Source organism: Bradyrhizobium jicamae (assembly GCF_018130695.1).
GTDB classification, from domain to species: Bacteria; Pseudomonadota; Alphaproteobacteria; order Rhizobiales; family Xanthobacteraceae; genus Bradyrhizobium; species Bradyrhizobium jicamae_B.
Window position 1 is genome coordinate 1 of the sequence record NZ_JAFCJX010000036.1, and the last position, 13,494, is coordinate 13,494.

14 protein-coding genes and 1 tRNA gene are annotated in these 13,494 nt (G+C 65.2%); 11 read left to right on the top strand and 4 right to left on the bottom strand.

The window, feature by feature from the left end; all coding sequences use genetic code 11:
- Positions 1-256 precede the first annotated feature (256 nt).
- Both JQ604_RS35475 and JQ604_RS35480 read right to left on the bottom strand, forming a co-directional pair.
- Positions 257-333 (bottom strand) — tRNA-Arg (locus JQ604_RS35475).
- A 165-nt stretch (positions 334-498) separates the two neighbouring features.
- On the bottom strand, positions 499-1,950 hold the full coding sequence (locus JQ604_RS35480) for a sensor histidine kinase (RefSeq protein ID WP_212365454.1): 1,452 nt from the start codon (positions 1,948-1,950) through the stop codon (positions 499-501).
- 385 nt (positions 1,951-2,335) lie between these two features.
- Here JQ604_RS35480 and rpmH point away from each other — a divergent pair, with 385 nt between their 5' ends.
- The 11 genes from rpmH (at position 2,336) to dapE (ending at position 11,632) form a co-directional block, all read left to right on the top strand.
- Positions 2,336-2,470, top strand: a complete 135-nt coding sequence (gene rpmH / locus JQ604_RS35485) for a 50S ribosomal protein L34 (protein ID WP_008542748.1) — start codon at positions 2,336-2,338, stop codon at positions 2,468-2,470.
- 31 nt (positions 2,471-2,501) lie between these two features.
- Positions 2,502-2,897, top strand: a complete 396-nt coding sequence (rnpA, locus tag JQ604_RS35490) for a ribonuclease P protein component (RefSeq protein WP_212365381.1) — start codon at positions 2,502-2,504, stop codon at positions 2,895-2,897.
- Between the two features lie 3 nt (positions 2,898-2,900).
- Positions 2,901-4,778 (top strand): membrane protein insertase YidC, encoded by a 1,878-nt coding sequence (gene yidC / locus JQ604_RS35495; RefSeq protein WP_212365382.1) that lies wholly within the window; start codon positions 2,901-2,903, stop codon positions 4,776-4,778.
- A 162-nt stretch (positions 4,779-4,940) separates the two neighbouring features.
- Positions 4,941-5,594, top strand: coding sequence for a ribosome biogenesis GTP-binding protein YihA/YsxC (gene yihA, locus JQ604_RS35500; protein WP_212365383.1), 654 nt, complete (start codon positions 4,941-4,943; stop codon positions 5,592-5,594).
- Entirely contained in the window at positions 5,591-5,959 is a 369-nt protein-coding gene (locus JQ604_RS35505) for a DUF423 domain-containing protein (protein WP_212365384.1), read from the top strand. Before yihA ends, JQ604_RS35505 begins: the two co-directional genes overlap by 4 nt.
- Positions 5,960-6,175: 216 nt before the next feature.
- On the top strand, positions 6,176-7,069 hold the full coding sequence (argB, locus tag JQ604_RS35510; protein WP_212365385.1) for an acetylglutamate kinase: 894 nt from the start codon (positions 6,176-6,178) through the stop codon (positions 7,067-7,069).
- Positions 7,070-7,149: 80 nt separating this feature from the next.
- Positions 7,150-8,136, top strand: a complete 987-nt coding sequence (locus JQ604_RS35515) for a DUF1036 domain-containing protein (protein WP_212365455.1) — start codon at positions 7,150-7,152, stop codon at positions 8,134-8,136.
- A gap of 10 nt (positions 8,137-8,146) precedes the next feature.
- Positions 8,147-8,878 (top strand): pyrimidine 5'-nucleotidase, encoded by a 732-nt coding sequence (locus JQ604_RS35520; RefSeq protein ID WP_212365386.1) that lies wholly within the window; start codon positions 8,147-8,149, stop codon positions 8,876-8,878.
- A 94-nt stretch (positions 8,879-8,972) separates the two neighbouring features.
- Positions 8,973-9,818 carry a 2,3,4,5-tetrahydropyridine-2,6-dicarboxylate N-succinyltransferase gene (gene dapD, locus JQ604_RS35525; RefSeq protein WP_212365387.1) on the top strand — a complete coding sequence of 282 codons (846 nt, stop codon included), beginning with the start codon at positions 8,973-8,975 and terminating at the stop codon, positions 9,816-9,818.
- Positions 9,819-9,888: 70 nt separating this feature from the next.
- Entirely contained in the window at positions 9,889-10,485 is a 597-nt protein-coding gene (locus tag JQ604_RS35530; RefSeq protein ID WP_212365388.1) for a DUF805 domain-containing protein, read from the top strand.
- Entirely contained in the window at positions 10,478-11,632 is a 1,155-nt protein-coding gene (gene dapE / locus JQ604_RS35535) for a succinyl-diaminopimelate desuccinylase (protein WP_212365389.1), read from the top strand. Before JQ604_RS35530 ends, dapE begins: the two co-directional genes overlap by 8 nt.
- A 179-nt stretch (positions 11,633-11,811) precedes the next feature.
- On the opposite strand, the gene truA is transcribed toward dapE, so the two are convergent.
- Positions 11,812-12,549: a tRNA pseudouridine(38-40) synthase TruA gene (gene truA, locus JQ604_RS35540; RefSeq protein WP_212365390.1), complete on the bottom strand. Its 738-nt coding sequence runs from the start codon at positions 12,547-12,549 to the stop codon at positions 11,812-11,814.
- A gap of 2 nt (positions 12,550-12,551) precedes the next feature.
- Positions 12,552-13,487: a methionyl-tRNA formyltransferase gene (gene fmt, locus JQ604_RS35545; protein ID WP_212365391.1), complete on the bottom strand. Its 936-nt coding sequence runs from the start codon at positions 13,485-13,487 to the stop codon at positions 12,552-12,554.
- Positions 13,488-13,494 lie beyond the last annotated feature (7 nt).

Here is a 13,494-nt window from a genome sequence, read left to right on the forward strand (position 1 = left end):
GAGCACGTATAAGCCGTAAAGCCATCGCGCAGGGAAGGCCGGCGTGCCTCCGCTGCATTTGTATGCCCGTGTGCGCCCCTTTCTACCCATTGCGCACGGGACCTCGGGTGCAGCGTGCACCCGGTCTTCCCTGCGCCCTCTACCAAGTCAGAGGGCGGAACGAGATGCAAAGCTCGGACAGAACATGTCGCGAGAACGTAGAGATGCGTCCTGAAGGACTGACCGAATTTGGCGGCGATTAACGTATGGCCGAGAATGGCGCGCCCGGAACGATTCGAACGTCCGACCCCCAGATTCGTAGTCTGGTGCTCTATCCAGCTGAGCTACGGGCGCGTTTTCGGCGGAGGGCCCTGGTGGGCATCCGGGATATGGCCCGGACAAGTCCGCGAAAGAGCGCACTTGCTACTAGCTCCGGCCGCGATTGGCAAGCTCCGGATCGCGGGAAATGGTCAACGATTTGCGCATGATTGGGGCCCGAAACCGGCCGGATCGGACAACTCAGGCCCTTGCGCGCTCGTTGCGGATGGAGAGCAGTTCCACCGGGCGGTCCGGGATCGAGACCCGGAAGGTGGCGCCGATCGTGCCCTCGACCAGATGGATGTCGCCGCCATGGGCGCGGATCAGCTCGGCGGCAATGGCGAGGCCAAGGCCGCTGCCGCCGGGGCGGCCGGAGGTCTGGAACGCCTCGAACAGGTGCTCGCGCGCCTTCGCCGGCACGCCGGGGCCGGTGTCGGAGACCTCGATGATCGCAACCGTCCCCTCGCGGCGGCCGGTGATGCGGATCTGCAGGGCGCCGTCACCCGCGGGCCGGCTCTCCAGCGCCTGCGCGGCATTGCGCACCAAATTGAGCAGTACGCGGAACAGCTGATCGGGATCGGCGTCGATGGTCAGCCCGCGCTCGATCGCGCTGATCCAGGTGATGGTGACGTCGGTGGCGAGGCCGGCCGATTCGCGCACCTCGACCACCGCCGGCTCGACGGGGATCATGCGGCGGTCGGGCGCGGCCTCCTGCGCGCGGCCGTAGGACAGCGTCGACTGGCAGAACGCGATGGCGCGCTCCAGCGAGCGCAGCAGCTTTGGCGCAAAACGCTGCACCCGCGGATCCGGCACGCTGGCGAGCTGGTCCGACAGCAGCTGCGAGGACGCCAGCAGGTTGCGCAGATCGTGGTTGATCTTGGAGACGGCGAGGCCGAGCGCGGCGAGCCGGCTTTTCTGATGCAGCATCGAGACCAGGTCGCGCTGCATGTCCGAGAGCTCGCGCTCGGCCACCCCGATCTCGTCGCCGCGCTGGCTCGGCACGATGATTCGCGCCGCGCTTTCCGGGTTTTCGTGGAAGCCGACCAGATTCGCCGTCAGCCGCCGCATCGGCCGGACAAAGAGATAATGGAGCGCCAGATAGACCAGCGCCGAGGTGATGCCGGCGATCAGGAGCGAGACCACCAGCACATTGCGCGAGAAGCGGTACATCGCCTGCCGCAGCGGCTTCTCGTCGATCACGACCTCGATGAACTGGGCCTGGCCCGGCGCCGCGCCGACCACGCGGATGGTCTGGTCGCCATGCTCCAGCATGATCTCAAAGGCGTCGACGATGGCCGACCATACCGTCATGGTGCGCATGTCGACGTCATGGTCGATCGCGGCCGGCAGATCGGCGCTGGCGAGCAGCCGGCGCTGCTGGCCGAGCTTGATCGCGACGGCCCGCGCCCCGATGCTGGTCAGGATCTGCCGCGCCAGCGACTCCGGCACCATGCCGGAGGGGGCGGCGTCGAGCACCAGGGCTGCGGTATTGGCCGCCGCGAGACGGTCGTTCAGGCGATTGACCCGGAAGTTGGCGATGGCGGGGACATAGATCAGCATCCCGGCGATCATCGCCAGGGGAATGGTCAGGAGCAGCAATTTGCCCGACAGCCCAAGCCTTCCAGGAGGCTTCGGCCGCGGGTTTTGCGTCATTGCCTGGTCGGTCACAGCCAAGGAGGCCTTGTTGGGCGCAGGGGCTCAAAAGATGCGGTGCCGCCCCCGGGCCGGTCAAATTACGGATCGCTCATGTTGGCGGGTTCCGACGCGCCGGGAGGAGCCATCCTCACGGCTAAAAACCCCGCGAAAACAGATATACTCGCCCCAATTGCGACCTTTCAAAGAACGCCCGTTGCGGCGCGCTGCGAGATTGACGAAAAGGGGGCACTCCCTTATAAGCCGCGCCAACTGTCCGCGGGTGGCCCGGTTCTTGACCGGGGGCGGCTCATTGGGGCCGCAAAACGGCTTGGTTTGGGCCTGCCGCATCACCGGACTTCATCTCAATATATCGGCAAATTGCCCGGTCAGCGGAGAATTACCCGTGAAGCGGACTTATCAACCCAGCAAACTGGTGCGCAAGCGCCGTCACGGCTTCCGCGCCCGTCTCGCCACGGCCGGTGGCCGCAAGGTCCTCGCCGCGCGTCGTGCGCGTGGCCGCAAGCGCCTGAGCGCCTGAGCCCGGACGTCTCCTTCCAAGGAGATTCTTTATGGATCGGCTAAGGCAGCGGGCGGACTTCCTCGCCGTTGCCAATGGCGCGCGGGCGAACAGCGCAGCCTTTGTGCTGCAGTCTCGCCAGCGCGACGATGAGGGCCCGATCCGCGTCGGTTTCACCGTCACCAAGAAGAACGGTACCGCGACCGAGCGCAACCGCATCCGCCGCCGGCTTCGCGAACTGGTGAAGCGTTGCGACGTCATAACGATGCGACCGCACCATGATTATGTGCTAGTCGGCCGCCGTGACGCGCTGACCCGCGATTTTGCGACCATGCTTGACGATCTACGCTCGGCGCTGCGCCGCCTCGAGCGCGCGGCTCCCAAAGTAGCTAACAGCGGGACCGCCAACGACAAGGCGCGTAATCCGAACGGAATGACGAGACCTTAAGAGATGTCCGACAACCGCAATACGATCCTTGCCGTCATTCTGTCCGGCCTGGTGCTGATCGCCTGGCAGTATTTCTACAACGTGCCGCAGATGGAAAAGCAGCGCGCCGAGGCCCAGCGGCAGTCCGAGCTGCAGAAGTCGACGCCGCAGGCGGCCCCGGGCCAGGGTCAGACCTCCGCCGCGCCCTCCCCGACCGACGGCACACCGGCCCAGCCCGGCGCAAGCACCGCGGTCGCCCCCGTGATCAGCCGCGAGACGGCGCTCGCCGCCAATCCGCGCGTCAAGATCGACACGCCGCGGCTGACCGGTTCGATCTCGCTGAAGGGTGCACGCATCGACGACATCGCACTGGTGCAGTATCGCGAGACGGTCGATCCGCATTCGCCGCCGATCGTGCTGTTCTCGCCGTCGCAGACGGCTGCGCCCTATTACGCCGAGTTCGGCTGGGTGCCGTCGACCGGCTCGACCGCACGCCTCCCCGACCAGACCACGATGTGGCAGCAGGAGGGTTCTGGCGCGCTGACGCCGACCAGCCCGGTGACGCTGAAATACGACAATGGCGAGGGCCTCACCTTCCGCCGCACCATCTCGATCGACGACCGCTATCTGTTCAACATCAAGGACGAGGTCAGCAATGCCGGCAACGCGCCGGTCACGCTGTATCCGTTCGGGCTGATCTCGCGCCACGGCACGCCGCAGGTCTCCGGCTACTACATCCTGCATGAAGGCCTGATCGGCTATCTCGGCGACAAGGGCCTGCAGGAATACGCCTACAAGAAGATCGACGACGCGAAGAAGGAAACCTTCGACGTCACCAATGGCTGGCTCGGCATGACCGACAAGTATTGGGCGTCGGCCTTGTTGCCGGACACCAATGCCAAGCTGAAGGTGCAGTATTCGTCGAAAGCGGTCGGCACCAGCCACAATTACCAGACCGACTATCTGCTGGAGCCGCAGACCATCGCGGTCGGCGCCACCGCCACCGCCAATGGACGGTTGTTCGCCGGCGCTAAGGAAGCCAGCGTCGTCGGCATCAACTTCCCGCTGGTCGGCTTCGGCGGCTACACCAAGCAGCTCGGCCTCAACCATTTCGACCTCTTGATCGACTGGGGCTGGTTCTACTTCATCACCAAGCCGATGTTCCTCGGGCTCGACTGGTTCTTCCACCTGTTCGGCAATTTCGGCGTCTCGATCCTGCTCGTCACCGTGATCGTGAAGCTGCTGTTCTTCCCGCTCGCCAACAAGTCCTATGCCTCGATGGCGAAGATGAAGTCGGTGCAGCCGCAGCTGCAGGCGCTGAAGGAGCGCTATCCCGACGACCGGGTGAAGCAGCAGCAGGAGATGATGGAGATCTACAAGAAGGAGAAGATCAACCCGATCGCCGGTTGTCTTCCCGTCGCGCTGCAGATCCCGGTGTTCTTCTCGCTCTACAAGGTGCTGTTCGTCACCATCGAAATGCGGCACGCGCCGTTCTTCGGCTGGATCAAGGACCTCTCGGCGCCGGACCCGACCAATCTGTTCACGCTGTTCGGCCTGATCCCGTTCGATCCCACGACGATTCCGGTGTTCGGCCATTATCTGTGGCTCGGCATCTGGCCGATCATCATGGGCATCACGATGTGGTTCCAGATGAAGCTCAACCCGGCGCCGCCGGATCCGACACAGAAGATCATCTTCGACTGGATGCCGCTGATCTTCACCTTCATGCTGGCGGGCTTCCCGGCGGGTCTCGTGATCTACTGGGCCTGGAACAACACGCTCTCCGTGCTGCAGCAGAGCTTCATCATGCGCAAGAACGGCGTGAAGGTGGAGCTGTTCGATAATCTGAAGTCGATGTTTCAAAAAAAAAGCGTGACGACTGAAACGAAGAAAGCGACGTAGGACTTCGACCGACAGTCTCAAGATCGTCATGCCCGGCCTTGTGCCGGGCATCCACGTCTTGGAGGCTGACAAAAGCGCAAGCAGTGGATGGCCGGGCGTAGGCGAGCGGAAGCGACGCCGTCCTTCAGACGGCTATGCCCGGCCATGACGGTAGTGAGACACATGACCACCGAACCCGATGCGGGGCTGATCGAGCAGGGACGAAAGCTGTTCGCCGGCGACTGGCGCTTCATCTGGGCGTCGCCCTCGATCGAGACGCTGCCGCCGATGGCCGGGCTCGAGGTTGCCTTCGCCGGCCGCTCCAATGTCGGCAAGTCGAGCCTGATCAACGCGCTGACCGGCCGCAGCAATCTGGCGCGCACCTCGCACACGCCGGGCCGCACCCAGGAACTGATCTTCTTCGAGGGCCCCGAGAAGGCCAACTTCCGCCTCGTCGACATGCCCGGCTATGGCTACGCCTCCGCGCCCAAGACCCAGGTCGCGTCCTGGACCGCGCTGATCCACAAATACCTGCTCGGCCGCGCCACGCTGGCGCGGGTCTATGTGCTGATCGACGCCCGCCACGGCATCAAGGACGTCGACCAGGAGGTGCTGAAGACGCTCGACAAGTCCGCCGTCAGCTACCAGGTCGTGCTGACCAAGGCCGATCAGGTCAAGGCGGCCGCGTTGCAGAGCATGATGGCCGACACATCAGCCGCGCTCGCCAAGCACCCCGCCGCGTTCCCCGAGGTGCTGGTCACGTCGTCGCGGTCAGGCGGCGGCATGCCGGAACTGCGCGCCGCCATGGTCCGGCTGATCGAAGAGCGGCGCCGATGAACGGTCTCTCCCGGATCCTGATCGCCCTCGCAGCAACGATGGGCGCATGCGGCGTGATGCTGGCGGCTGCGGCTGCGCACCTGCCCGATGCCGCGCGGCTGGCCTCGGCCTCCTCGATGCTGCTGTTTCACGGCATCGCCGTGCTCGCGATCGTTGCGCTCGCCGATCGCGCCATCGTTCATGCCAGGATCGGAATCGTCGCAGCAGTCGGCTTTGTCATGTCAGCGTCATTGTTCGCCGGCGACCTCAGCCTGCGCCAATATGCCGGCCACGGCCTGTTTCCAATGGCGGCACCGACCGGCGGAACGCTGCTGATTGCGAGCTGGGTCGTGCTGGCCATCGCGGCGGCGTGGCCGAAACGTTGATGATTCTCGTGTCCCGGGCGCGGTGCAGCGTGCAACGCTGCTCCGCAGAACCGGGACCCAGTTTGCGGCCACATGGGCCCCGGCTCTGCAGCGCGTCGCTGTCGCGCCGCACTGCGTCCGGGGCACGAGACCAGCAATGCATAACCCCTCTTTGCGCCCTGCCCGGCAATCGGATAGAACCCCGCCCGACCCTCCGCTGACGACGAGATCCGCTCCATGACCGACACGATCATCAGCCCGCTCGATCAGGCCCGCATCCTGTCCGAGGCGCTGCCGCATATGCAGGAATATGACGAAGAGACGATCGTCATCAAATATGGCGGCCATGCCATGGGCGCCGAGGACACGGCGAAGGCCTTTGCGCGCGACATCGTGCTGCTCGAGCAGACCGCGATCAATCCGGTGGTCGTGCATGGCGGCGGGCCGCAGATCGCGACCATGCTCAAGCGCCTCGGCATCCAGTCGGAGTTCGCGGCCGGCCTGCGCATCACCGATGCCGCGACCATCGAGATCGTCGAGATGGTGCTCGCCGGCTCCGTCAACAAGCAGATCGTCGGCTACATCAACGAGGCCGGCGGCAAGGCCGTGGGGCTGTCAGGCAAGGACGGCAACATGGTGAAGGCGTCGAAGACGACGCGTACCATGATCGACCCGGATTCCAACATCGAGAAGGCGATCGATCTCGGCTTCGTCGGCGACCCCGAGAAGGTCGACCTCACGCTGCTCAACCAGCTGATCGGCTATGAGCTGATCCCGGTGCTGGCGCCACTGGCGACCTCGCAGGACGGCCAGACGCTGAACGTCAACGCCGACACCTTTGCCGGCGCGATCGCCGGTGCGCTGAAAGCCAAGCGCCTCTTGCTGCTGACCGACGTGCCCGGCGTGCTCGACAAGTCCAAGACGCTGATCCCCGATCTGTCGATCAAGGACGCCCGCAAGCTGATCGCCGACGGCACCATCTCCGGCGGCATGATCCCGAAGGTCGAGACCTGCATCTACGCGCTCGAACAGGGCGTGCAGGGCGTCGTGATCATCGACGGCAAGATGCAGCACGCGGTGCTGCTCGAGCTCTTCACCAACCAGGGCACCGGCACGCTGATCCATAAGTGATGGCAGACGCGGACGCGCGCATGACGGCGGTGATCGCGAGGAAGGCAAAGCCCCGCCGGTCGCCGCTGGCGCGCTTCGTGATGTCATTGCCGGCAGCCGCCGTCTCGGTGCTGTTCTCCGCGGCGCCGGCGCATGCGGACCTCAAACTCTGCAACCGCATGAGCTACGTCGTCGAGGCTGCGATCGGCATCGATGACAAGGCGGCGACCGCGACGCGCGGCTGGTTCCGGATCGATCCCGCCACCTGCCGCGTCGTGGTGCAGGGCGCGCTGACCGCCGACCGCGTACTGCTGAACGCGCGGGCGCTCGGCGTCTACGGCTCCTCGCCGATCCCGCAGAACGGCACCGATACGCTCTGTGTCGCCCAGGACAATTTCGTCATCGCCGCCGCGCGGCAATGCCGCTCCGGCCAGGCGCCGGCGCAGTTCACCCAGATCACGCCGACGAAGACCGATGACGGCAATCTCGTCGCCTATCTCGCCGAGGACAGCGAATATGACGACGAGCAGGCGCGGCTCGCCGGCATTCAGCGGCTGCTGGTGATCGCGGGTTACGACGCCGCGCCGATCGACGGCGTCGACGGGCCGAAGACGCAAGCCGCATTGTCCGCCTTCCTGAAGAGCCGCGGGCTGTCCAGCGACGTCATGCAGTCGCCGAACTTCTTCACCACCATGGTCGATGCCGTGCAGAAACCGTCATCCTCGGGCCTGACCTGGTGCAACGACACGCCGCACCGGATCATGGCGGCGGTGGCGACCGACGACGGCAAGACCGTGACCAGCCGCGGCTGGTACCGGATCGATCCCGGCAAGTGCCTGCATCCCGACGTCACGGGCACGCCGAAGCAGATATTTTCCTTCGCGGAGGCCGTCGATACCGAGAACCGCACCATCAAGATCAAGGACAAGCCCCTGAACTGGGGCGGCGTGACACAGCTCTGCACCCGCGAGAGCAAATTCGAAGTCAACGAACAGGGCGACTGCGCAAGCCGCGGCCTCGCCGCGATCGGCTTTACGCCGGTCGACATGACCAGCGGCGGCAAAACGCTGCGCTTTGCGATGCCGTGACAAAATCATCATGACAGACTCACCACGCACTTTCGATCACGTCGACACCTGGGTGTTCGATCTCGACAACACGCTGTACCCGCATCACGTCAATCTGTGGCAGCAGGTCGATGCGCGGATCGAAGAGTTCGTCAGCAACTGGCTGAAGGTGACACCGTCAGAAGCGCGACGGATCCAGAAGGATTACTATCTGCGCTACGGCACCACGATGCGCGGCATGATGACCGAGCACGACGTGCGCGCCGATGATTACCTCGCCTATGTGCATGCGATCGACCACTCGCCGCTGGAGCCGAACCCGGCGATGGGCGCCGCGATTTCAAAACTCCCCGGGCGCAAGCTGATCCTGACCAATGGCTCGGTCGACCACGTCGACGCGGTGCTGGCGCGGCTCGGCATCGGCGAGCATTTCGACGGCGTGTTCGACATCATCGCCGCCGACTTCGAGCCCAAGCCGGCGCCGCAGACCTATCAAAAGTTCCTGACGCTGCACGGTGTCGATCCCACGAGATCGGCAATGTTCGAGGACCTCGCCCGCAACCTCGTCGTGCCGCACCAGCTCGGCATGACCACCGTGCTTGTCGTGCCCGATGGCAGCCAGGAGGTGGTGCGCGAGGATTGGGAACTGGAAGGCCGCGGCGCCGGCCATGTCGACCATGTCACGGATGATCTGACGGGATTCTTGCAGGGGCTACGCACGTCCTCACCACGTCATCCTGGCGAACGCGACGAGTGGAGATAAGTCGGCCCGGAGTCAGCCTTGACTCTCCAGCCCCAAATCCCGAAAAGGCCTCCAAATTCCCCGTCACAAATCTGCCGCGCCCGAGGAAATCCCGATGTCGCTGTCCGCCCTCGAATCCACCGTCAACTCCGCGTTCGATGCCCGCGACGGCATCTCGACCTCGACCAAGGGCGAGGTTCGCGAGGCCGTGGATCATGCGCTCGAGCTGCTCGACAAGGGCGAGGCGCGCGTTGCCGAGCGCGAGGCCACGGGCAAGTGGAAGGTCAATCAGTGGCTGAAGAAGGCGGTGCTGCTGTCGTTCCGCCTCAACGACATGGGCCAGATCGGCGGCGGCCCCGGCAAGGCCTCGTGGTGGGACAAGGTGCCCTCCAAGTTCGAGGGCTGGGGCGAGAACCGTTTTCGCGATGCCGGTTTTCGCGCGGTGCCAGGCGCAATCGTCCGCCGCTCGGCCTTCATTGCGAAGAACGTTGTGCTGATGCCGTCCTTCGTCAATCTCGGTGCCTACGTCGATGAGGCCACCATGATCGACACCTGGTCGACGGTCGGCTCCTGCGCCCAGATCGGCAAGCGCGTGCACATCTCCGGCGGCGTCGGCATCGGCGGCGTGCTGGAGCCGCTGCAGGCCGAGCCCGTGATCGTCGAGGACGACTGCTTCATCGGCGCGCGTAGTGAGGTCGCCGAGGGCGTCATCGTGCGCAAGGGCGCGGTGCTGGCGATGGGCGTGTTCCTGGGCGCCTCGACCAAGATCGTCGACCGCGAGACCGGCGAGACCTTCATCGGCGAGGTGCCGGAATATGCCGTGGTGGTGCCAGGCAGCCTGCCCGGCAAGCCCCTGAAGAACGGCCAGCCGGGCCCGTCGACGGCCTGCGCCGTGATCGTCAAGCGCGTCGACGAGCGCACCCGCGCCAAGACCAGCATCAACGAGCTTCTCCGCGACTGAACCTAGTTCGGTCCAAAACCGACCAAACTCCGGGCCGCGGCTGATGACCGCACCCCGGAGTTTTTTTGTCATGGATTGGACCTGGTACCTTTTCGGCTTCAACGGCCGCATCAACCGCGCCAAGTTCTGGCTCGCGGGGCTGATCATCGTCTGCTGGATGATCTTCCTGGCGCTGATCGTGGTGGCGTTCGGCGCCCGCAGGTTCGGCTTCTCGGTCGAGGATATCTTCAAGGTCGTCGATCCCGACACCTATCGCCGGCTGTCGCGCGCCGATCTTCCGCTGATCCTGGCCAAGGTGATCGGCACGCCGCTGTTCACCTGGGTGTTTGCCGCGACCGCGGTCAAGCGGCTGCATGACCGCGACAAGACCGCCTGGTGGGTGCTGCCGTTCTTCGTGCTGCCCGGCCTGATCAACCAGTTCATGGACCGGGTCGGCAACGACTATGTCAGCTTCGCGCTGGCCCTGATCGCGTTCGTGCTGACCACCTGGGGCTGGATCGAACTGCTGTTCTTCAAGGGCTCGCGCAAGACCAACCGGTTTGGTGCCGATCCGCTCTACGTCTCGCCGGCGCAGGAGATGGGTTGGGATCAGAAGCGCGAACTCGAAATGGCCGCGCAGAAGGCTGGCCCGCCGCCGCAGTGGCGTGTTAAGCCGGGGTATGACTGACGCCGTTTCCATCACCCGCGACCTCGTCCGCTGCCCCTCCGTCACCCCGGCCGATGCCGGCGCCCTCGGTGTTCTCGAAGACCTCCTGAAGGCTGCCGGCTTCACGACGCATCGCGTCACGTTCGGCGAGCCCGGCACTGCGGACATCGACAATCTCTACGCCCGCATCGGCTCTGAGGCGCCGCACATCACCTTTGCCGGCCATACCGACGTGGTGCCGCCCGGCGACGAATCCGCCTGGACGCTCGGTGCATTCTCCGGCGAGGTGAAGGACGGTTTCCTCTACGGCCGCGGCGCCGTCGACATGAAGGGCGGCATCGCCTGCAGCGTCGCCGCCGTGCTGCAATATCTCATCGACAATGACGGCAAGCCAAAGGGCTCGATCTCGTTCCTGATCACCGGCGACGAAGAAGACATCTCCGTCAACGGCACCATCAAACTGCTGACATGGTGCGCCGAGCGCGGCGAAAAATTCGATCATTGCGTGCTGGGCGAGCCCTCGAATGTCGAGGTGCTCGGCGACTGCATCAAGGTCGGCCGCCGCGGCTCGCAATCCGGCACGCTGCATGTCGAGGGCAAGCAGGGCCACGTCGCCTATCCGCATCGCGCCTCGAATCCGGTGCCCGATATCTCCAGGCTGATCGTTGCGCTCAGCGACGAGCCGCTCGATCACGGCAGCGCGCAATTCCAGCCGAGCAACCTCGAATTCACCACGGTCGACGTCGGCAACGCCGCGAGCAACGTGATTCCCGGCCAGGCGCGGGCGAAATTCAACATCCGCTACAACGACAACCACACGCAGGAGAGCCTGCGCCAGCTGGTCGACGATCGCTTGGCAAAAGCCTGCGGCAACCGCATCCGCGCCCACATCGAGTGGATGCCGTCGAACTCGAACGTGTTCGTGACCAAGCCCGGCCCGTTCACCGATCTCGCCATTGCCGCGATCGAGGAGGTCACCGGCCGCAAGCCGGAGCTCTCGACCTCAGGCGGCACCTCCGATGCGCGCTTCATCTCGAGCTATTGTCCGGTGATCGAGTTCGGTTTGGTCGGCCAGACCATGCACCAGATCGACGAGCGCACGCCGGTCAAGGATCTGGAGCAGCTGACGAAGGTGTATCGCGGCGTGCTGGACCGGTATTTCAAATAGGCACGGTGCCGTAGGGTGGGCAAAGGAGCGAAGCGACGTGCCCACAATTCACGGCGTGCTCGTGAGGTGGGCACGCTTCGCTTTGCCCACCCTACAATTCCACCACGGCCAATAATCCACCGCGCTCGGCCAGACAAAAACATCGAAAACAACCCCATGCACAGTAGGATTGGGGTTAGCTAATAATCCACCCGCATCAGATAGAGCCCGTCCGGCGGTGCGACGGGGCCGCAGGCGGCGCGGTTGCGCGCGGCCAAGGCGGCGGCGAGATCATCGGCGCTCCAGCGGCCTTCGCCGACCCAAACCAGCGAGCCCACCATCGAGCGCACCTGGCTGTGCAGGAACGAGCGCGCCGAGGTCACGATGCTGATGGCATCGCCCTCGCGCGTCACGTCGAGCTGGTCGAGCGTCTTCTCCGCAGATTTGGCCTGGCACTCGGTGTCGCGGAAGGTGGTGAAATCATGCTTGCCGAGCAGGCGTTGCGCGGCCGCATGCATCGCGGCCGCATCGAGACGCCGCGGCACCCGCCAGCTGCGCTTGATGTCGAGCGCGAGGTTCGCCCGCGTGTTGGTGATGCGATAGAGATAGTGCCGCTTCAGGGCCGAGAAGCGTGCCTCGAAATCATCAGGCACGATGTCGGCGGCAAGTACACCGATTGGATTCGGCCGCAGATGCGCGTTGAGCCCGTCGCGGAAGCGGCCGGGTGGAAAGTGTTTTGCGATGTCGCAATGCGCCACCTGCCCCCGCGCATGTACGCCGGCATCGGTGCGGCCGGCACCATGGACGCGCACATCCTCGCCACAGATCGCCTTCACCGCGGCTTCCAGCGCACCCTGCACGGTCGGCGCGGTGTCCTGGATCTGCCAGCCGGAGAACGGCGAGCCGTCATATTCGATGGTGAGCTTGTAGCGGGGCATGGCTATGTGAATCGAGCGCCCGATTTCAGCGGCGTGCCGCGCAGGAAATCCGCTGCCTTCATCCGCGCCTTACCCTCGCGCTGCAACTCGAGCAACCGGATCGCGCCATCGCCGCAGGCCACCGCAAGATCGTCGTCGAGCACCGCGCCCGGCGCCCCCGCGCCCTTGGCGAGCTCACAGCGCAGCATCTTGACGCGTACGAGAGCGCCCTCGATCTCGAGCTCCGCCCAGGCGCCGGGAAACGGCGACAGGCCGTGGATGTGCCGCAGCACCTCGCGTGCCGGCTTGGACCAGTCGATCCTCGCCTCCGCCTTCTCGATCTTGGCGGCATAGGTGACGCCGTCCTCGCTCTGCCTGGTCAGCTGCAGTCCGCCGCGCCCGAGCGCGGCCATCGCGCGGACCATCAGATCGGCGCCGAGCGGCGCCAGCGCATCGTGCAGGTCGGAGGCCGTCATGCTGTCGCTGATTGGAAGCCGCTCGGCCATCGCGACGTCGCCGGTGTCGAGGCCGACATCCATCTTCATCACCATCACGCCACTCTCGGCGTCGCCGGCCATGATGGCGCGGTTGATCGGAGCCGCACCGCGCCAGCGCGGCAGCAGCGAGCCGTGCAGGTTGAAGCAACCGAGCGCAGGCGCATCGAGGATTGCCTGCGGCAGGATCATGCCGTAGGCGACGACGACGGCCGCATCCGCCTCATGCGAACGAAATTCCTCGAGCGCTTCCGACGTCCTCAGCGTCTTCGGCGTCAGCACGGGAATTCCGAGCCGCCGCGCCTCCTGCTCGACCGGCGTCGGCTGCAATTGCAGGCCGCGCCGCCCGCCGGGCTTTGGCGCGCGGGTGTACACCGCGACCACCTCATGGCCGTGCGCCACCAGTTCCAGCAGTGTCGGCACCGCGAAATCGGGCGTGCCCATGAAGATCAGGCGGAGAGGCATGCGGTCA